A 22465-nucleotide genomic window follows, 5' to 3' on the forward strand; every position below is an offset into this window, starting at 1 on the left:
GTGACAGGTATTTGTACAATCCTTTAAAATGAAATATAAAGGAGTAACTTATGGGAAACAAATTAAAGAAATCAGTTGCGGTTTTACTTACAGCAACAATGATAGCAACACCTGTAACATCGCCTGAAGGAACGAAAGAGGTTCAGGCAGAGCAGTTAGGAAGTATTGCTAAGGAAGTAACAGGTACATGGTCTTATTGGGATGGAAATAAAGATGTTGTACAGACAAACAAAATGTTGTTAGATAAGTTGCCAACAAGGGCAAATCAGGGAACTTACAGATTTACAACAGACAATTATGATGCAAACACAAATGCAATAGATGTTGGTGGTTTTTCATCATCAATGTTATGGAATTACAGTACATCAGCATTTGGGGAATGTGCTTATGCAATACCTATGGCATATTGTGGTAATACAAATGGAATGTATGTGTCGAAACCATCTACTTTGATTATAAAAGATACATATACACAGACTGTTGTAATGTCGATGAACAGTATGGGAACAATGTCTGATTTTATTGTAGGTACAGACTATACATTTGCAAGTACAAAAGTTGACAAATCAGATGAGTGGTTAACAGACGTTGTAATGGAAAATGCAAATGATTCATCACAGTATTTGAAGACAACAATGGTTCAGGGAAGTCCGTTTGCATATTTTGAAGTATCAGGTGGAAACACAATTACATTGCAAAGACCAAGAACACTTCCTAGTGAAGTGGCATATTATAATGGCACAACATTAGAAGATTCAACACAGTTAATTATCAGAGTATATGATAATGCAGATTTAATATCAGGATATAGTGATTATGATTACTATGCAGTATATTTGCCTGAAGGTACAAAAGTATCACAGGCAGATGCAACAGCAAAATATGCTGATAATAAAATGGGTGATTTGACATTTACATTACCATCAGACAGAGCTTATATGTCTATGGCTTGGTTAATGGAATCAAATGGAAAGAAGGATGCAGATGCGCAGGAAGTTAAAGATGCATTTGCACCATATGCTTATAATTTTATAACAGGTACAAAAACATCATTTACACAGAATGGTGCTGAAATTAAGACAACATACAAATATACAGTTGATAAAAAGGCTGAAAGTACAGCAGATGGTACTGTAATGGGAATTTTGCCACATCAGTATAAGAATATGAGCGGATATGACTACATGGATTATACTGCAAGAACAATCAGAGGAACAATGAAGTATTTGATTGGTGATTCTTATCAGACTACATTACAATATACAGGAATTCTTCCAACATTACCGGGTATTGATGAGTCAGACAAAGCTACACTTAGACAGTATGTAAATGATTTTATGGATGTATATGGTCCTACAGATGATGGTGGACTTACAAAAGAGTCATATGAAGTAAACACATACGACACAGGTAAGAAATTGAATCGTGCAATTCAGGTTATGGAAGCAGCAGAAGCTTGTGGAGATACACAATCAGCTGATAAATTATTAAAAGGCATAGAAAATGAATTGGCTGATTGGTTTACAGCAGATGGTGAAGATGATGACAAATATTTTTATTATGATAAAGAAGTAGGAAGTTTATTTGGATTCCCTCAGGCTTACTATACAGTAGATGGTATGACGGATCATCATTTCCATTACGGATATTTTGTAAATGCAGCAGCACAGGTAGCAATGCGTGACCCTCAATTTATTCAGAAATATCAAAATGTAATTAATGAAATAATTGGAGATTTTGCAACATATGAAGAAAATAATTCAAATTCAAGATATCCATTTTTAAGATATTTTTCAACATATGAAGGACATTCATGGGCATCAGGTCATGCAAACTTTGGTGATGGAAATAACCAGGAATCAAGTTCAGAAGCAATTAATGCATGGGCAGGACTTATTTTATATGGTCAGGCTACAGGTAATAAAGAATTGACATCACTTGGAATGTACTTATATGCAACAGAAGTATCTTCAGTAAATTGCTACTGGTTTGATACTGATGGCGATATTTTAGATGAACAGTATACAGAAGGAAAAGGCGAAAACGCTAAATATAGTCAGGCATCAATGGTATGGGGTGGAAAATATACTTATGCCGCATGGTGGACTGATGAACCTTTACAGATACAGGGAATTAACATTTTACCTATGACTCCTGCTTCATTTTATGCAGCAGCTAATAAGGACTTCATTTTAACAAACTGGAAAACAGCAGAAAGAAATGAAAAGAATTATAATGGTAAAAATGAAAAAAATCCAAAGCGTTGGAATGAAATTTGGAGTGAATATCTTGCAATGGCAGACCCTGACAAAGCATTGGAGTATTTTGATGAACAGTGTGACCCGGAAGCAGGTGAATCAAAAGCACATGCATTTAACTGGATTATGGCAATGCAGAAAAATGGTACACCTGATTTGACAGTTACAAGTGATAATCCGCTTGCGTGTGCATTTAAAAATGCAGACGGCGAAATGACATACACAGCTTATAACACAACAGATGAAGATGTTAAAGTTTCATTCTCAGATGGAACAGAAATAGTTGCAAAACCACATTCAATGACAACAACAGGCGATGGAGAAGTCACAACAAAATCAACATATAAGGTTGAACATTATTTGTCAGATGGAAATGGAAATTACAATCTTTTTAATACAGAAAAGAAGTCAGGAAAGATTGGAAATGAAGTAACAGCTGTAGCAAATACATATCAGGGATACAAATTTAACCCTGAAGTAGAGGGTACAGTTCAGAGTGGTGTAATTGCAGAAGATGGTTCACTTGTATTGAAACTTTACTATGATATTACAGAGATAGAAACAACTAAGGAGTATGAAGATGATAGTAAGTATACGTCGCTTGGAGTATCTAACGGAGTTGAAATATCTTACAGAGTGTTAAGGAATGATTTCAATGCAGGTGTCAAATTATTGGATGCAAATGATACATTTTACATGGAATATCAGGGAATCTATACATCAGAAAATACGAATGCTTATTTGAATAAAAAGTCATTAAGTACGCTTAACGGAGTATTCAAATTTTCTGTTAAAAATACGTTGACTGAAAATACATATAACACAATTAAACTTGTTAGTGGCAATAAGCAGGTTTATATTCTTGTAAAATATGGAAAGCCTACTACAGCTCCTGATTTATCAGATTATGAAAGTGAACAGGAAGAAACAACAGTTGATGAAAATGCACCTACAGATGCAACAGGCCTTGTTTTAGGAACGCCTGCAGATAATGTGATTTCAGTTACATTTAGGGCAACACAGGAACAGAATGATAAAGGTCAGTTGTACAATGTATATGTTGATGGAACATTAAAATTATCATCAGTTGCAGCAGGAAATTATACAATTGATAAGATTTATGCCGGAACCCGTACTGTAGAAGTCAAAGCAGTATTAAATGGAAAAGAGTCAAAAGGTATTTCTTCAACAATAAAAGTTACAGGTGAAAAAGAACCAACAACTAAGCCGGAAACAACTACTAAAAATGAAGTGACAACAACTAAGTCAGATAATCCTGGTGAGACAACAGGAAAGGGTGAAACACCTGGTGAAGTGACAACAAACAAAGGACAGGGCGAAACAACAAAAGCTCAGTCATCAGATACAACAACTAAGAAAGATGATTTTGCTAAGACAACAGTTACAAGTCAGGATACAATAAATGGCCAGAATCAGGCAAAGGCTGTAAAAGTTGGCAAAGCAAAGATTAAGAGTGCAAAAATTACAAAGAAAGCATCTGTAAAGAAGTTAATAATTACATTTAAGAAAATTAACAATATTTCAGGCTATCAGGTAAAACTTTCATCTTCAAAGAAATTTGCCAAAAAAGCTACAATGACAAAACTTGTTAAGAAAAATAAGAAATCTTATATCTTTAAGGTTTCAAGTAAAAACTTAGCAAAAGCAAAGAAACTTTACGTTAAAGCCAGAGCATATAGAATCGTTGATAATAAACGTATCTATGGCAAATGGACTAAGAAAAAAGTTGTTAAGAAATAAGAAGTTTAAGAATAAAAAATTTCTAGAAATAAAAGTTGTTTAGAAATTAAAAATGTAGTGTAAATAATTACATAATTACAAAAAATATAGAATAGTGCCATGCTTCATTGCAAGATGGCACTATTTTATTTGCCAATTCTCGGATTATAAATAAAATGCTTGAAATATCTCATACAGTATGTATAATTAAAAGAAACACATACAATAAGCAACTAATACTACTTTGACGAGGAGGTATAAAGGTGGGAATAAACAGAAAGTATAAAGACAGGATTTTTTGCATGCTATTTGGATATACGAAGTATAAGAAAAACTTACTTGAATTATTTAATGCACTGAATGGAACGAATTACGAAGATGAGAATGAACTTGAAATTAACACAATTGAAGACACCATATATATGGGAATGAAAAATGACGTGTCGTGCATCATACAAAGCAATATGGCAATGTATGAGCAACAAAGCACGTGGAATCCGAACATGCCTCTAAGAGGAATTCTTTACAGCGCAAGACTATTTTCAAAATACATAAAGGCAAATAAGCTTAACATATACAGCGAAAAGCTTATAAAAATACCGACGCCGCAGTATTACGTGTTGTATAATGGAAAACGGAAAATAAAAGACAAAGTAATATTGAGGCTATCAGATGCATTTTCAGCATTACAGAACGAAGGTCAGTTTGAATGGACAGCAACAGTGCTTAACATAAACAAAGGACATAATGAAGAATTATTATCCAAGTGCCAAATTTTAAAGGAATATGTTATACTTATAGACAGAATCAATGAAAATCAAAAGAAGTATGACTCGGTGGAAGAAGCAGTTGAAAATGCAGTGTCCTACTGCATAAAAAATAATATATTACAAGACTTCCTAACAGAGCATAAGGCGGAGGTAATTATGAGTTTGTTAACGGAATATGATGAAGAAGAAACGATGGGCTATGTAAGGCGGGATGCGTACCGTGATGGAGAAAAGGCTGGAATAGAGCAAGGATTGAAGCAAGGTGAAATGTTAATGTTAATATCTATGGTAAATAAAAAGATGCAAAAAGGAAAAAGCATTGAAGAAATCGCTGAAGATTTAGAAGAAGATAGGGAAACGATAGAAAAAATAGTTAAAATAATAGAAGAAAACGGACATGACATCAATGCAGAAAAAGTGTATGAGATGATAAAAGGTAAATAAAAAAACAGAAATTTGAATAATGGTGTTATAATTATTAATGAAATAATAAATTTATTAATAAAACTTACAAGAAAGTATAATATTATTAATAAATAATTATCGATGCAAAGATAACATAATAATTGCTTTGAATTAATCGCAATTATAATTGTGGTATCATAATAAATATTTTACAAGGAGGCAGTTAATAATGAATGACGATAAGATGATTGATGACATCGTAGCAATGCTTGATGCAGGAGTGGCTAAAGGACAGGGACATATTAATGTAAAGGTTGAGGACAAGAATGCAACTGAAAAAGAAATTGTTAATGGAACAGCAGACTGCTCTATGAATTCAATGGCTTGTGCTGTGCCAACAATGATTTTGGATGATGACGATGAATTTGAACTATAAAAGAAGTGGTGAATAATTGAAAGTGGAAAATAAGGAAAAAGCAAAAAAAATAGCAAAATTCATATGCAGATATATAGTTATTACTTTTGCTGCCTGTATATATGCAGTAGGAATTTCTATGTTTTTAGACCCTAACAATTTGGCACCCGGAGGCTTGACGGGTGCGGCAGTAATTTTGACAAGAATTATACCAATAACATTAGGTACTTTAATTGTGATTATGAATATACCTATAATGATTTTAGGTGCATGGAAATTTGGAGCAAGATTTACGTTGTCAACATTATACACTCTTGTAGTTTCATCAGCATTTATGGAAATATTTGAGAGAATGGGATATGTTGTAACACACGATAAGATTTTAGCAGCATTAGTAGGTGGAACTTTAATGGGAGCAGGAATGGGACTTTGTCTTAGAATGGAAACCACGACAGGCGGTATCGATATAATAATTAAAGTTTTGCGTCAAAAATACAGGCAGGTTAAATCCGGTGAAATGTATTTGATAATTGATGGACTTATTTTAGCAGCGGCAGCATTATATTTTAAAGATATAGAAGTGTCAATGTATGCAGGAGTTGCGATTGTTATATCGACTTATATTTTGGACAAGGTTTTATATGGAAGCGATGAAGCAAAGTTAGTTTATATAGTAAGCAATAAGCGAAAAATAATAGCTACAAGAATGATGGTCGAACTTAATATGGGTGTCACATTGGTCGAAGGAAAGGGCGCATATAATATGGAAAATACAGAAGTTATTATGTGCGTTATGCATAAACAGAATCTTACAAAGGTAAGAAATCTTGTAAGTGAAGTTGATCCGGAAGCGTTTATGATAGTCTCTTCCGCTACAGAAGTGTTTGGTGAGGGATTTAAAGGACACACGGATGTGGAAATGTAAAGAAAAAACTTAATTTTGTAAGAAATTAAAGTAAATTTAGTAAAATTTTGTTTACAAATAACAAAAGTATGCGATAAAATAAAAAAGTATTTTTTCTAATAAGAAAGAAATTATTTTTTATGATGGAGGAACAAAGCAAATGAAGAAACTATTAAGTTTAGTGCTTGTGTGCGCAATGACAATAGCCCTTGTTGGTTGTGGTCAGAAGGCAGAAAGAGTTGACAATGGTTCAGGTAGTGATAAGAGCTCAGCTAAGAAGATTGGCGCAATTCTTCTTGGAGATGAAACAGAAGGTTACACATTAGCTCATATTAACGGAATCAAGGAAGCAGCCAAAGAATTGGGAATATCTGACAGTGATATTGTATGGAAGTACAACATTTCTGAATCAGATGAAGTTAGTAAGGCAGCAGACCAGTTAGTAGCTCAGGGATGTAAATTAATTATTTCTAATTCATACGGACATCAGGATTATATGTATGCAGCAGCTCAGAAGTATACAGATGTTGATTTTGTAGCTATGACAGGTGATTATGCAGCAATTTCAGGATGTGACAATTTCTACAACGCATTTACAAAGGTATACGAATCACGTTATGTATCAGGTGTAGTTGCAGGTATGAAGATTGCAGAACTCGTTAAAGAAGATAAGATTCCGGCAACAGGATATGATGCAGATGGAAATGTAAAAGTTGGTTATGTTGGTGCATATCCATACGCAGAAGTTGTATCAGGTTATACAGCATTTTATTTAGGAATTAAATCAGTATATGATAAAGTAGCAATGGAAGTAAGTTATACTGATTCATGGTTTGATATTGAAGGTGAAGGTGCAGCAGCTGAATCATTAATGGCCGACGGATGTGTTATCATCGGACAGCATGCAGATTCGACAGGGGCTCCAAGTGCAGTTCAGGCAGCACAGGATAGCAGTAACACAGTAGCATTCTCAGTTGGATACAATGTAGACATGTTAGACGTAGCTAAGACAGCAGCTTTAACAAGTGCTACAAATAACTGGGCAGCATACTATACAACATTATTCAAGGCTTATGAAGATGGAAAAGAAATTCCTCAGAACTGGGCTGAAGGATATGATGCAGATGCAGTAGCAATCACTAAATTAGGTGATTCTTGTGCAGAAGGAACAGCAGAAAAGGTTGCTGAAGTAGAAGCAGCGTTAAAGGATGGCTCATTACATGTATTTGATACATCTAAATTCACAGTAACAGGAAAGAATGTTAAGAAGAATGAGGACAATGGTTTAGACCTTGAAATTGATGATAACGGAGCTGTTACATCAAATAAGATTGATTTATCAATCATTGATTTTGCAACAGGAGATGTAACATACAAGGGAGATACAGTTGAAGCAATCGTAAAAGATGACAACGGTGCAACATACTTTGATGAATCATCATTCCGTTCAGCTCCATATTTCCAGATTAGAATTGATGGAATTACAGAATTGAATAAGTAATCAAATCAGACATAATTATATAAGACATAAAAGGGAACTGTCGCTTTAGCGGTTATTAAATATAAATCGTTGAAGCGACAGTCCCATTTTTACAAAGAAAATCTAATGATGCAAGGAGAAACAAAAGTGGAACAAAAATATGCTGTTCAGATGAAAAATATAACTAAAACTTTTGGTCATGCTATTGCAAATGATAATGTAAGTATTGACTTAGAGTACGGTGAAATTTTATCTCTATTAGGTGAAAACGGAAGTGGGAAAACAACTCTTATGAACATGCTTTCAGGTATTTATTTTCCTGACAGCGGGAAGATATTAATAGATGGAAAAGAAGCAACAATTCGTTCGCCACATGATGCAATGGAACTCGGAGTGGGAATGGTTCATCAGCATTTTAAATTAGTTGATGTATTTACAGCTGCCGAAAACATAATATTAGGTTTAAAAGAAAAAGAACCGCTTAAAAATGTAATAGATAAAATAAAAGAAATTTGTGATAAATATGGATTTGAAGTAGACCCAAATCAGAAAGTATATAATATGTCAGTTGCACAGAAACAGACATTAGAAATAGTAAAAGTATTGTATCGTGGTGCAAATGTTTTAATACTTGACGAACCTACAGCAGTATTAACTCCACAGGAAACAGAAAAGTTATTTAAAGTAATGCGTAATATGAAAGAAAATGGAAAATCAATTATTATTATTACACATAAACTTAACGAAGTATTAGAGATTTCTGATAAAGTTACCATTTTAAGAAAAGGCGATTATGTAGGAACAGTAGAAACAAAGGATGCTACAGAACTTTCACTTACAGAAATGATGGTGGGAGAAAAAGTAGAACTAAACATAGAAAGACCGGAAGTGGAAAATAAAGAGGTAAGACTTGAAGTTTCACATTTAAGTTGTAAAAGTCCGGATGGAATTAATATATTAGACGATGTATCATTTGAAGCTTACAGTGGTGAAATATTAGGAATTGCCGGAATTTCAGGATGCGGTCAGAAAGAATTACTGGAAGCAATTGCAGGATTACAAAAAACAGAAGATGGCAGCAAGATAACATATGTTAATCACCAGGGCGAAAAAGAAAGTCTTTTGGAAAAGTCACCAAGACAGATTAGAGAATGTGGCGTTGCTTTATCATTTGTTCCTGAAGACAGACTTGGAATGGGACTTGTAGGTTCAATGGGAATGCCTGAAAATATGCTTTTGAGAAGTTATGATGAAGGAAAGAAATTTTTCATATCAAATAAAGAACCTAAAAAACTTTCTGAAAGAATTAAACAGACTTTAAATGTTCAGACAACAAGCATAAATGCCCCTGTAAGAACAATGTCAGGTGGAAATGTTCAGAAAGTATTAGTAGGAAGAGAAATTGCAAATGCACCATCTGTTTTAATGACGGCATATGCAGTTCGTGGACTTGATATTAACACATCTTATACAATTTATGATTTATTGAATGAACAGAAAAAGAAAGGTGTAGCAGTAATCTACGTTGGAGAAGATTTAGATGTATTGCTTGCCTTATCAGATAGAATTCTTGTTTTGTGTGGCGGAAAAGAAAATGGAATTCTTGATGCAAGAAAAACAACAAAAGAAGAAGTAGGATTACTTATGACAAATTTGCAGAATGGAGGTGCCGACAATGAGTAATAAGCCAAATCAGGTAACGAAAGTAAAGGAACCTCTTGTAAGAGTAACAAAAAGAGACATAATACCAACATGGCAGAAGTGGGCAGTAAGACTTATAGCAATTTTATTATCCCTTGTAGTAGTTACAATATTTGTATTCAGCCTTACGGGAATTGGACCGGGAGAAACATTCGGTCTTATGTGGGAAGGTGTATTCAGCAATATGTACTATAGAAAAGGAACAATTTTCTTTACTGCAAAATTACTTTGTATAGCAGTAGCGCTTGCACCTGCATTTAAAATGAAATTCTGGAATATCGGCGCTGAAGGTCAGGTGCTAATGGGTGCTTTATCAACAGCGATAGTAATGGTTAATTTTTCAACATTATCAACACCATTATTATTTACACTTATGATTGTTTCATCAGTTGTAATTGGTGCAATCTGGGGATTGATACCTGCAATTTTTAAAGCAAAGTGGAATGTAAATGAAACACTTTTTACTTTAATGATGAATTACGTTGCAATGCAGTTAGTTGATTATTATTACAACATATGGAAAGGCTCAAAGGCTTCGCTGGGAATGCTTAATCCTGGAACAAAAGCAGGATACCTTCCCGAATATAATGGAAGTTCAAATAACATAATTGTAACAGTTGTATTGATAATAACCGTATTAATGTATATTTATTTAAAGAAGACAAAACATGGTTATGAAATAGCAGTAGTAGGTGAATCAGAAAACACGGCAAGATATGCAGGAATTGATGTTAAAAAAGTAATTATCAGAACAATGCTTATTTCAGGTGCAGTATGTGGTATCTGTGGATTCTTAACAGTATCTGGTCAGGATCATTCAATTGCGTCTGATTCAACAGCAGGCGGTTATGGTTTTACGGCCATTATCGTAGCATGGCTTGCAAAATTTAACACAGCAATAATGATAGCAATTGCGTTACTTATAGTATTCCTTGAAAAAGGAACAGCTCATATTGCAGATACATTTGTAGGATTTGATGCAAATGCTTCTAAGATTGTAATTGGTATTGTATTATTCTTTATAATTGGAAGTGAATTTTTCATTAATTATAAATTAAACTTCCCTAAAAAAGAAAGTAAGGAGGCGTAATCAGATGGCAAATTTAATATCATGGATTAATATTGCGGTAGTGTTTGGTTCAATAGTATTATTTGGCGCTGTTGGCGAAACCCTTACGGAAAAAGCAGGAAATCTTAATTTGGGAACACCGGGTATTATGTGTATGGGAGGAGCTTTCGGCTTTGTTGGAGCTTATCTTTATGAAACATCAGTTGGAAATCCAAATGCGTTTATGTGCATATTAGTTGCTTTAGGAACAGCATTTATAGTTTCAGCATTAGGCGGACTTATTTATAGTTTCCTGACAACAACTCTTCATGCAAATCAGAATGTAACGGGTTTAACACTTACAATATTTGGTGTTGGTCTTGGAAAATTCTTTGGAACATATGTAATTCCAAAGGGAGCAGTATCAACAAAGGCTGATTTTGCTACAAAGATTTTTAGAGCAAGAATACCATTCTTAAGTGATAAATTAGGTGTAGTCGGTGATATATTATTTTCATATGGATTTATGATGTATCTTGCATTAATAGTTGCCATCTGTGCAACATTGTTTTTAACAAAAACAAGAACAGGATTAAATCTTAGAGCAGTAGGTGAAAATCCGGCAACAGCAGATGCAGCAGGAATTAACGTAACAAAATATAAATATCTTGCAACATGTATTGGCTCAGGAATTACAGGTCTTGGTGGCGTTTACTACATTTTAGATTACAGTAAAGGAACATGGGCTACTGCATCAGGAACAGCGATTGAAAGCCTTGCATGGCTTTCTGTAGCATTGGTTATATTCGTAAGATGGAGACCTGTACATGCAATATGGGGCTCATATTTATTTGGGTTATGCTACTGGGCATATCAGTTCCTTCCAAAAGTAATTGGTATAAAGGTAAACACAGACCTTGCAAAGATGATTCCTTATGTAATTACAATACTTGTTTTAATTATTTCAAGTATGCGTAAGAGCAAAGATAATCAGGCACCTGCAAGTCTTGGATTATCATATTTTAGAGAAGAAAGATAGTAAAATACAAAGCATAAATTGTTTATAAAGTGATGTAAACACATATTTTGAAATATATTTAGAAAATAGTATAAAATATTTAATATAAAGTTATACAAGAGCTATTGTGCAAAACTAGTAAAGTTGCACAATAGCTCTTTTTATGTAAGTAGAATCATGTCGAAAGTATATAAGTAGTTTTCTGAAGCAATATTGTTAAAAAAATAACAATAAAATGATTTTTAAAAAATGATTTTATATATATAAATTGCTTAAAGGCCATTAAATAAAGGCTTTTTTTAAAAATAAAATAACAATAAATTAAATAAAAAAACTGATTTTTTGCACAAAAATAAAAGCAGTTTTATACTGTGTGTTGGTTGTTATTACCAAATTTGGGTGATAGAATATACATTATGTAATATAAAACATATAAAGGGACCAGAGGGGTCTAAGAAAAGAAGGGAGTTACAAAATGAAAAGGAACTTGAAAAAATTTATTTCTATGCTGTTAGTGTTAACAATGATTTTTACATCAATAACAGTAAGTAATACTACAGCAAAAGCAGCAGACGAGGAATTGGTACAGTTGACAAGCTCTAAAACATCTTTAAGTGGGCAATCAACAAAAGGAACTGTTGCTTGGGTATCATCAGATACCATAGGAACGTTAATTAATAAACCTCATGAGTTTTGTGGTTTTTTAATAGCAGGAACTGACCATGATGGATGGGGAAGAATTGGAACAACACATCCGTTATATAAAAAAGGAGTTTTGGCTATTCCATCAAAATGGGGAGATACAGCAAGTATGTCTGTTAGTAAAATGGATGAAGAAGATACAAGTATTAATCTTGTTGATACAGGCGTATCTGCAAACATAAAAGATGAAACTGGTAATGCAATGTTTGGCGGAGATTGTATAGCTATTGATGAATCTATTTTTGATATTGGAGATTCAGAGCAGGGAACTTTTAAAATAAAAGCTACAAGTGTGGCAGGAAATGAAGTTTCTTTTAGTGTTATAGTAAAAAAATATGAACATATTGCTAATTATACTTTGAATTTACATCAGACAGAAGGACAAAATGCAGGACAAGCAAATTTTAGATTTGATTGGGACAAAATTGATGATGCTGCAAAATATAAATTGACATCACTTAATGCAGATGGTACAGAAGTGCATAGCGAAATAATAAGTACAAATTTATTTGAATATTATTCAGCAATTACAACAGAAACTGTAGGAGAAACATATACAGTTACAGTTACAGCGTTAGATAGTGATGGGAACGTATTAAAAAATCCACAAGGAGAAGACATTAAAGAAAGTATAACAGTCAATAAGAGATATGTGGCACCGTCTACTCCAGACAATACACAGGATTTGTCGGAAGAAGATAATGAAAAATTATCAGCTATTGTTCCGGAAGAAATTTCTGAGGATAAATGGATAGAATTAAAAGGACCTTCAAAGAATGGTTCTAAAGTATATGCTTCATCAGTAGATAATATGGGTAATGATGGTTTAAGGGGATTTCATAATGACGGAACTCCTGATTGGAATAGAGGAAACGCAGTTAATTTTAAAACCATGGCTGTTTTCGGATTTGTAACTACAGGAACGAATGCAACTTCTTTAATTTTTGACGATAAAGAATATATAAATCCAAACTATTATACAAATGAGAAAGTCTTTATTGGTAGTGATTGCGTATATATCAATCAGGAATTAGTTGAAGCAGGTGTAGGTGAGACTAAATATCATATTATATGGGCTAAAGGAAGTAATGTAGCTCCGTTTGCAATTAAAGTAGTTGGACCATCTAAGGCAATTGATCCTGATGCACCGGCTAAACCGGTTGGATTGGTAGTGAGTGAGACGAATCCATACTATTATTCTTGGGGAGCAGTTGAATGCGATTATTATAATATATATGTAGATAATAAATTAGTTGGTGAATCAACAAATGCTAATTATGATGTAGTAAACTATTTATCTGATAATAATTTTGCCGCAGGAACATATAAATTTGGAGTCAGTGTTGTTAAAGATGGTCATGAGTCAGAAATAACAGAAGCTGATTTGATAGTTACAGCAGTTAATGTAACAATAGGAGAAAAAATAACATCAGCGGTTAAAGGTGGAACATTCACATTCCCAACTGACGCAACAGGTTATGATTTGAATGGTGAACTTTATGCACCAGGCTCAAAATATACAGTAACAAAAGATGTAACATTTGAAGCAGTTGATATCAAGGCTACAATGGATACAAGAGCAGGAATCAGATTTTCAAAAGATAATCCGGGATTAAGATTCCAGACTACAATAACAGCAACTAAAGCAGGAAATGCAACAACTGATTTTGAAAAGTATATTTCAGAAGAAGGCACATTAATTACAACAAGTGAATTAAATACAGAAAAAGGAAATCCAACTATTGAGTCAGATTCAGTTTATACAGTAGGAAAAGATTTAATACAGATTAAGAATAATGGTTGGTATAATGGACAGACAGGAGTATATTATGGCTCTGTTGTAGGCATCAAGAGTTACACAACAAACTTTATTGCAAGATCTTATGTTGCTGTTAAATATGCAGATGGAACAGTAAAGAATATTTATTCAGATATGAGTGGAGTAAGAACTGTACAGCAGGTTGCTCAGGCAATAAAGAAAGATACAAAGTATTATGAATCTTTATCTGTAGCAAATAAAGAAATTGTAGATGCATTTGCAGGAACAGAAACATCTACAGAACAGTAATTAATGGGAGGCATTAAATGAGAAAATTATACACAAGTCCTGAAATGGAAATAATAGAATTTGATACAAAGGACGTAATAACAACAAGTGGAATAAATGGATTTGGTGATTCTGCTAATAGTGATGTAGATGCAGAAGGAAATCTTATTTGGTCAGATTTATATTAAGATTTAAAGTTAAAACTAAGTGGCAAAGTCTCAGAAAGAGGCTTTGCCATTTTTTTTAATATATAAAATAATAAAGAAAACCCCCTGAAATCTTCTATTTATCCCTAATTTGTGGTAAAATAAACAACATATGCGAAAATATGAAGAAACATAAAACAATGGGAGAAGAGAAATGGCAACATTAAAGGACGCAAAAAGAATTGTAATTAAAGTGGGAACATCAACATTAACTCATTCAACAGGTAAGACAAATATCAGAAGAATGAAAGCGTTAGTTGCGGTGATTTCGGATATTGTAAATTCTGGTATTGAGGTGGCACTTGTAACTTCAGGAGCGATTGGTGTAGGCGTAGGAAAATTAGGATTAAAGGACAGACCGACAGATACAGCAGGAAAGCAGGCAGCAGCTACTGTAGGACAATGTGAATTAATGTTTATGTATGACAAGATGTTTGGCGAATTTGGTCATGCAACAGGTCAGTTCCTTATTACAAAGAGAGACGTTGAGCATGAAGAATGTCATAACAATTTGATAAATGCATTTGAAAAGACATTTGAATATGGGGCAATTCCGATTATTAATGAAAACGATGCAGTAGCAGTAGAAGAAATTGTGTACGGTGATAATGACAGTCTTTCAGCCATTGTTGCTAAATTAGTTAAAGCAGATGCGTTATTAATATTAACAGATATAGATGGATTGTATGATGATAATCCTAATGAAAATGAAGATGCAAGAATTATTCCTGTGGTTGAAGAAATTACAGAAGGATTATTTGAAATAGCAGGAGGAAAAGGCTCTAAGTTTGGAACAGGTGGAATGATTACTAAACTTATTGCAGCACAGATTGCAACAGAAGCCGGCATTGATACAATTATTATTAACGGATTTGATGCAGATAATATTTACAAAGTATTAGAAGGACATCAGGTTGGAACTTTCTTCGTTGCTAAGAACAGAAAGTAAATTATGGAGGACTAAGATATGTTGGAAGAATTGGGTGTAAAGGCAAAAGAAGCTGAGCGTAAACTTAGTGTTGCCACAACAGAAGAAAAAAATAAAATTCTTATTGCAATTGCTAAAGCTTTGATTGATAACACAGAAAAAATCGTAGAAGCTAATGCAATTGATTTGGAAAATGGAAAGAAAAACGGCTTGCCAGATGGAATTCTTGACAGACTTATGCTTAATGCCGACAGAATAAAAGGAATGGCAAAAGGCATAGAGGATATAGTAAAACTTCCTGACCCGGTTGGTAAAATTTTAAATACGACAGTAAGACCTAATGGTCTTAAAATAGAAAAGGTTTCAGTTCCTTTAGGAGTAATAGCTGTAATATTTGAGGCAAGACCAAATGTAACAAGTGATGCTGCAGCTCTTTGCCTTAAGTCTGGAAATACAGTAATTCTTCGTGGAGGAAAAGAAGCCATCAATTCAAATAAGATGATTACATCAGCTATGCGTGATGCGGTTAAAAGCGTAGGCATGAATGAAGACGTAATTCAGTTAGTTGAAGATACAAGCAGAGAAAGTGCTACAGCGTTAATGACAATGAACAAATACGTTGATGTGTTAATTCCAAGAGGTGGTGCAGGTCTTATTCAGGCAGTAGTTAGAAATGCAACGGTTCCTGTAATAGAAACCGGAGTTGGTAACTGCCATATTTATGTTGATAAAGATGCAGATTTAGATAAGGCCGTAGATATTGTATTTAATGCAAAAACTCAGCGACCATCGGTTTGCAATGCTGCAGAAAGTCTTTTGATACATAAGGATATTGCAAAGGAAGCTCTTACAAGAATTAAACAGAGACTTGATACAAAGGATGTTGTTTTGATAGGCGATAAAGATTCAAGAGCAATTGCTCCTGATATAAAAGAAGCTACAGCTGATGACTGGGGCACAGAATATCTCGATTATAAAATGTCAGTAAAGATTGTAAATAGTGTGGATGAGGCAATTGACCATATTTACAAATACAGCACACATCATAGTGAATGTATCGTTACTGAGAATAAAGAAACAGCAGAGAAGTTCTTAAATGAAGTAGATTCAGCGGCTGTTTATGTAAATGCAAGTACAAGATTTACAGATGGTGGAGAATTCGGTTTTGGAGCTGAAATTGGAATCTCAACTCAGAAGCTTCATGCAAGAGGACCTATAGGGCTGCCTGAGTTACAGTCGTTTAAATACAAAATATACGGAAAAGGTCAAATTAGATAAAGTACAATAGTCAAAGTATAAAGGATTTGTATAAAGTTTATTAATACCACAATTTAGTAAATTGAAATACAGCGTTGAAGAATTTTACTTCAATTTTACAAAATACGGTGGTTTTACAAAATATTCATAAATTGTTAAATTATTAATTTTATAATAATAGACATGGTGTTTATTATTGAAAATTATTAGATAGCAGATTTTTGTTATGAACAGATTAAGAAAATCAGATATGATTACAGCATGGCAAAAAATATATAGAATTTAGAAGTTTTTCAGGAGGATGGTTATGGATGATATAAAAGAAACGACTGTTACTGAAGAAAAGAAAGAAATTGTAGAACAATATAAGAAGTTATTATTTATAGTAAATCCTAAGGCAGGTCAGAAGAAGAGAGAAGATATACTGGTAGATGTTATTAATATTTTTAATGACTATGGTTATGAAGTGTTAATAAAATTTACAAGAAGAGAAAAGCATGCTATAGAGATTGTGAAAGCTCTCGGTAGTCAGGTTGATATGATTGCCTGTATGGGTGGAGATGGTACATTAAACGAAGTTATGGCGGGAATGCGTTCAGCCAGACTTAAAAAACCGTTAGGATATATACCGGCGGGTTCAACAAATGATTTTGCAAACAGTCTTAATTTGCCATCAGACCCTGTTGAGGCAGCAAAGCATATGGTGACTCATAAAGCAAAATATATAGATATTGGAAAATTTAATGACAGATATTTTGTCTATACGGCATCGGCAGGAATATTTACAAAAGCCTCATATTCAGCACCACAGAATATTAAAAATATGCTTGGACATTTTGCTTACGTTTTAGAGGGAGTTAAGGATTTAACTCAGGTTAAGCGAATGAAATTAGAGATTGAAAATGAAGATGAAGTAATCGAAGGCGAATACATATTTGTGGCTATTTGTAATGCCACATCAATTGGCGGTGTAATGACAATTGATGAAGGAAAAGTTGATTTTGCAGATGGATTATTTGAGTTATTGCTAATTAAATATCCGAAGGATTTAATCGAACTTGGAATAATTATAAATGAACTTACAAATCAGATATATGATAAACATATCAGATTATTAAAAGTTTCAAAACTTAAAATTTCAGACAGTAGTGATATTGACTGGTCACTGGATGGAGAAAAAGAGGATGGCAGAAAGAACATGAAATTCAGGGTCATCCATAATGCAGTTAAATTAGTATATTAAAGAATATATGAAAGGCGAGATTTGAAGTAGTTAGAAAGTTAGTAAGAAAAGGAGTGTACAATATATGACATTAAACAAAGAAGACATGAAAGCACTTACAGATAAGTACGCAAAAATGTGTGGGGAAAATGATACAGTTGAGCAGAATTTATTTGCAGAATACGGTGTAAAAAGAGGTCTTAGAGATATAAATGGAAAAGGTGTTCTTACAGGAATTACAAATATTTCACGTGTTGAATCTACACAGATAATTGATGGAAAATCAGTTCCATGCCCGGGTAGATTATTTTACAGAGGTTATAATATAAAGGACCTTGTAAATGGATTTATTGCAGAAGACAGATTCGGATTCGAAGAGACAGCATATTTATTGCTTTTTGGTAAATTACCTAAAAAAGATGAAATAGAAGATTTTAGCAAAATGCTTTCAGCACAAAGAAAATTACCTACAAACTTTGTAAGGGATGTAATTATGAAAGCACCAAGTGCTGATATCATGAATTCTTTGACAAAGAGCATACTTACATTAGCATCTTATGATAAGAATGCATCTGATACATCAGTGGAAAATGTAATTCAGCAGAGTGTCAAACTTATAAGTACATTCCCAATGATGGCTGTGTATGGATATCATGCATATAATCACTATCATTGTGGAAAGAGTATGTACATTCACAGACCGCTTCCGGGACTTTCTACAGCAGAAAATCTTTTAAGAATGCTTAGACCTGATAAGAAATATACACATTTAGAGGCTAAGGTTCTTGATTTAGCTTTAGTTTTACATATGGAACATGGTGGTGGAAATAACTCGACTTTCACAACGAGAGTTGTTACTTCATCAGGTTCAGATACATACGCAACAATTGCAGCAGCTCTTTGTTCTTTGAAGGGACCAAGACATGGTGGTGCAAATGTAAAGGTTGTTGATATGTTCCAGGATATTAAGCATAATTGCAAACATTATGATGACGAACATGAGATTAAAGAGTATTTAAGAAAAATATTAAATAAAGAAGCATTTGACAAAAAAGGTCTTATATATGGAATGGGTCATGCGGTTTATTCTGTTTCTGATCCTAGAGCAGAAGTGTTTAAAAGATTTGTTGAACAGCTTGCAGAAGAAAAGCACAGACAGAAAGACTTTAAGTTATATAGTATGATTGAAAGATTAGCACCTGAAGTAATTGGCGAGGAACGTCATATTTATAAGGGAGTTAGTGCAAATGTCGATTTCTACAGCGGACTTGTATATAGCATGTTGGATATTCCTAAAGAATTATATACACCAATATTTGCAATCGCAAGAATTGTAGGATGGAGTGCACATCGTATCGAAGAAATAATTAATGCTGATAAGATTATGAGACCTGCTTATGTAAGCAACTGTGCTTTTAATGATTATATAGAAGTTGAGGACAGATAGAAGGTAGAGTTATGCAGTTAACACAAAGTGATATTGAAAAAATAAAAGAAGAAATAGAACATAGAAAAATCGTAGTTCGAAAGGAAGCGCTTGAAGATGTTAAGGTTGCGAGGGCACAGGGAGATTTGAGCGAGAATTTTGAATATAAGGCAGCAAAACAATTTAAAAATAAAAATGAAAGCAGAATTCGATATTTAGAGAAACTTCTTAAAACTGCAACTATTATTTCAGATGATTCTAAAGAAGATGAAGTAGGTTTGAATAAAACTGTGGACATTTATTTTGAAGAAGATGATGAAGTCCTTACTTACAAAATAGTAAGTACAATGAGAGGTGATTCCATGAGTGGACGAATCAGTAATGAATCGCCTATCGGAAGAGCACTTATGGGACATAAAGTTGGAGACAGAGTGGAAGTGAAAGTTAATGACAATGTAAGTTATTTTGTTGTAATTAAGAAAATCGAAAATACCGGAGAAGAAGAAAAAGATAATATACGAAGCTTTTAATATGAAACTGTTACATTAAGACGTTGGAATATATATTTAGTTAAGTAAAATCATTTGAGTGTTAATGATATGACAAAACTACGATATTTTTATTTATTTCAAGGTCTTGGTGCGGCAGTTTTTTTAATGATTGATAAATTTTGTGAAAGGGCAGGAGAATATGAGAAATAGCAAACAGAAGTTAAAACTGTTATATCTTATACAGATTTTTGATGAATATACGGATGAAGAACATGGAATAACCATGAGTGAGATAATAAAGAAGCTAGATGATAATGGCATCAAAGCTGAACGAAAATCAATATACGACGATATAGAACAACTTGGAACTGTAGGATATGAAATAGTAACTGAAAAATTAAATAGGGAAACAGTATATAAAACAGTAACAAGAAAATTTGATGTTTCTGAATTAAAAATGTTAGTAGATGTAGTGCAGGCGTCAAAATTCATATCAAAAAAAGATAGTGAAGAGCTTATTAAGAAATTAGAAGGATTTACAAGTAAATATGAAGCTAAGAAACTGCAACGTCAGGTTTATGTGGCAAATCGTGTGAAAGCTATTTCAAAAAGTGGTTACTACAATATAGACGCCATTCATGATGCAATATATGAAAATAAACAGATTGCATTTGATTATTATATGTGGAACACAAAAAAAGAACTTGTTATAAGAAATGACGGAAATAAAACGGATATAAGTCCGTGGGCTTTGTCTTGGGATGATGAAAATTACTATATGGTAGCATTTGATTCAGCAAAACAGAGTATAAGACATTATCGTGTGGACAAAATGAAGGATATTAAAATTTTAAATAAAGAAAGAGACGGCAAAAAAGAATTTGAAAAATTTGATGTTGCAAAATATACAAAGCAGACATTTGGAATGTTTACCGGAAATATTAAGAATGTACAGATGGAATTTGATAACAGTTTAGTAGGAGTAGTGGTAGACAGATTTGGTACAGATGTAATGATAATTCCAAAGAAAGATGATAAATTTACAATTAATGTGGATGTGTCTGTAAGTTCAATGTTTTACAGCTGGGTAGCGGGATTTGAAGACAAGGTTAAGATACTTGGACCGCAGGAAGTTGTAGATGGTATGAAAAATATGATAGAAAAACTTAGTAATCAGTATAAATACTGATGGATAGTAATAAGAAATGACTGAAAAATATTGGGAGGATTAAATGGAAGGAGCATTTGAAGTAATAAAAGATTTACTTGGTGGATTATCATGGGACAGAGAATCGGTTTATGCAAGATTGAGTCAAAGTATTGATAGTGCTATAAGGAGTAGTCTGGTAATTGTGTTGTATAAAGAAGGGAAAGAAGAACTTATATTTGCAAATGATATGTTCTACGAAAATATAGGTGAGGACAGGGATGGATATGAATATAAAGAAGCTGATATTAAAAAGAGAATAAAGCCTGAAAATAAGGTGGTTAAATATGAAAAATGTGTTGAAAAATCGATGCTTACAGGTGAGACTCAGGAAATCATATATCAGTTTGAAAGGTATGATGGAAAGGTGATATGGGTAAGAAAAAGATTTGCAGCTATTTGCAATGAAGGAGAATATATAATCGTATCTGTAGCCACAAATATTACTAAAAGTATAGAGATAAGCCGGCAGATTGAGATTGAAAAATATAGATTTCAGAAAGTAATTGAGCAGACGGATTTAGCAATAATAGAATGGGATTATTATAATAATACATTTTATTCGACAGAGTCATATAAGAAATATAAAATGAGTGAGGGCAATCAGGACCGTATTTTTAAGAAAAAATCGATTATTGGCTACACTCATCCGGATGATGTAGAAAAAATGAAAAAATTTGTATCAAATTGTATTTTGACACCAGGTAAAATGGAATGCATTGTAAGACTTAAACTTATTGATGATACTTATAGCTGGAGCAAAATAACGGTTGTTTCAGAGTATGACATAGATGGAAATAAAATGAAGACATTAGCAATTATAGCTGATGTAAATGAGGATATGGAACGCCGGAAAAAAGTAAGAATCGCAGTAGATATAGTAAATACTTTGGTGGCAAATGAGTATGAGGAAATATTTACAATTAATGCATTTACAGGTGAACCTGTAGTTTATAAAGAAGGCATATCAAAAGTTGTAGAGGAACAAAATAAAGTAGGATTTAAATTGGGTGTTGAAAACTATATAAAAACTTATTGTATGGATGAAAATCCTGAACAAACAGCTAAAGAATTGAATCTTGATTATGTAAAAGAACAACTTGAAAATAATAATACATATCAGAAAATTTATTCAATAATGGATGAAAATAATAATATAAAAATGAAAAGGGCGCTTTACACATATTTAAATAAACACAAAGATACTATTGTGTGCACAATAATGGAAGTAGGAAAATAA

17 protein-coding genes are annotated in these 22465 nt (G+C 33.1%); all 17 read left to right on the top strand.

All coding sequences use genetic code 11. The annotated features are described in order from the left end of the window. Positions 1-50 precede the first annotated feature (50 nt). The 17 genes from N5B56_RS04075 to N5B56_RS04155 all read left to right on the top strand — a co-directional run bounded on the left by N5B56_RS04075 (position 51) and on the right by N5B56_RS04155 (position 22465). Positions 51-4019: a glycosyl hydrolase gene (locus N5B56_RS04075; protein ID WP_260978434.1), complete on the top strand. Its 3969-nt coding sequence runs from the start codon at positions 51-53 to the stop codon at positions 4017-4019. Positions 4020-4261: 242 nt separating this feature from the next. Further along, positions 4262-5212: an RpnC/YadD family protein gene (locus N5B56_RS04080; protein WP_260978435.1), complete on the top strand. Its 951-nt coding sequence runs from the start codon at positions 4262-4264 to the stop codon at positions 5210-5212. A 190-nt stretch (positions 5213-5402) separates the two neighbouring features. Continuing rightward, on the top strand, positions 5403-5609 hold the full coding sequence (locus tag N5B56_RS04085) for a hypothetical protein (protein WP_117908826.1): 207 nt from the start codon (positions 5403-5405) through the stop codon (positions 5607-5609). A 22-nt stretch (positions 5610-5631) separates the two neighbouring features. After that, the gene (locus N5B56_RS04090) at positions 5632-6513 is read left to right on the top strand and encodes a YitT family protein (protein ID WP_243003005.1); all 882 of its coding nucleotides are present in this window, start codon (positions 5632-5634) and stop codon (positions 6511-6513) included. A 139-nt stretch (positions 6514-6652) separates the two neighbouring features. Further along, entirely contained in the window at positions 6653-7993 is a 1341-nt protein-coding gene (locus N5B56_RS04095; RefSeq protein ID WP_260978436.1) for a BMP family ABC transporter substrate-binding protein, read from the top strand. A gap of 126 nt (positions 7994-8119) precedes the next feature. Next, positions 8120-9655 carry an ABC transporter ATP-binding protein gene (locus tag N5B56_RS04100; protein ID WP_260978437.1) on the top strand — a complete coding sequence of 512 codons (1536 nt, stop codon included), beginning with the start codon at positions 8120-8122 and terminating at the stop codon, positions 9653-9655. After that, positions 9648-10763, top strand: coding sequence for an ABC transporter permease (locus N5B56_RS04105; protein ID WP_260978438.1), 1116 nt, complete (start codon positions 9648-9650; stop codon positions 10761-10763). Before N5B56_RS04100 ends, N5B56_RS04105 begins: the two co-directional genes overlap by 8 nt. Positions 10764-10767: 4 nt before the next feature. Beyond that, on the top strand, positions 10768-11760 hold the full coding sequence (locus tag N5B56_RS04110; RefSeq protein WP_022089893.1) for an ABC transporter permease: 993 nt from the start codon (positions 10768-10770) through the stop codon (positions 11758-11760). A 454-nt stretch (positions 11761-12214) separates the two neighbouring features. Beyond that, positions 12215-14509 (top strand): hypothetical protein, encoded by a 2295-nt coding sequence (locus N5B56_RS04115; protein ID WP_260978439.1) that lies wholly within the window; start codon positions 12215-12217, stop codon positions 14507-14509. Positions 14510-14526: 17 nt separating this feature from the next. Next, the gene (locus N5B56_RS04120; RefSeq protein WP_158562628.1) at positions 14527-14676 is read left to right on the top strand and encodes a hypothetical protein; all 150 of its coding nucleotides are present in this window, start codon (positions 14527-14529) and stop codon (positions 14674-14676) included. A 172-nt stretch (positions 14677-14848) separates the two neighbouring features. After that, positions 14849-15643: a glutamate 5-kinase gene (gene proB / locus N5B56_RS04125; RefSeq protein ID WP_178514990.1), complete on the top strand. Its 795-nt coding sequence runs from the start codon at positions 14849-14851 to the stop codon at positions 15641-15643. A gap of 18 nt (positions 15644-15661) precedes the next feature. Beyond that, on the top strand, positions 15662-16900 hold the full coding sequence (locus N5B56_RS04130; protein WP_260978440.1) for a glutamate-5-semialdehyde dehydrogenase: 1239 nt from the start codon (positions 15662-15664) through the stop codon (positions 16898-16900). A 286-nt stretch (positions 16901-17186) separates the two neighbouring features. Further along, positions 17187-18122: a diacylglycerol/lipid kinase family protein gene (locus tag N5B56_RS04135; protein ID WP_260978441.1), complete on the top strand. Its 936-nt coding sequence runs from the start codon at positions 17187-17189 to the stop codon at positions 18120-18122. 64 nt (positions 18123-18186) lie between these two features. Beyond that, on the top strand, positions 18187-19548 hold the full coding sequence (locus tag N5B56_RS04140) for a citrate/2-methylcitrate synthase (RefSeq protein WP_260978442.1): 1362 nt from the start codon (positions 18187-18189) through the stop codon (positions 19546-19548). A gap of 11 nt (positions 19549-19559) precedes the next feature. Next, complete coding sequence (gene greA, locus N5B56_RS04145; protein WP_117908846.1) at positions 19560-20057, top strand: transcription elongation factor GreA; 498 nt, start codon at positions 19560-19562, stop codon at positions 20055-20057. A gap of 160 nt (positions 20058-20217) precedes the next feature. Further along, complete coding sequence (locus tag N5B56_RS04150) at positions 20218-21207, top strand: helix-turn-helix transcriptional regulator (protein ID WP_260978443.1); 990 nt, start codon at positions 20218-20220, stop codon at positions 21205-21207. A 43-nt stretch (positions 21208-21250) separates the two neighbouring features. After that, complete coding sequence (locus tag N5B56_RS04155; RefSeq protein ID WP_260978444.1) at positions 21251-22465, top strand: PAS domain-containing protein; 1215 nt, start codon at positions 21251-21253, stop codon at positions 22463-22465.

Source organism: Eubacterium album (assembly GCF_025336545.1).
In the GTDB taxonomy this organism is placed as follows: domain Bacteria; phylum Bacillota; class Clostridia; order Lachnospirales; family Lachnospiraceae; genus Eubacterium_U; species Eubacterium_U album.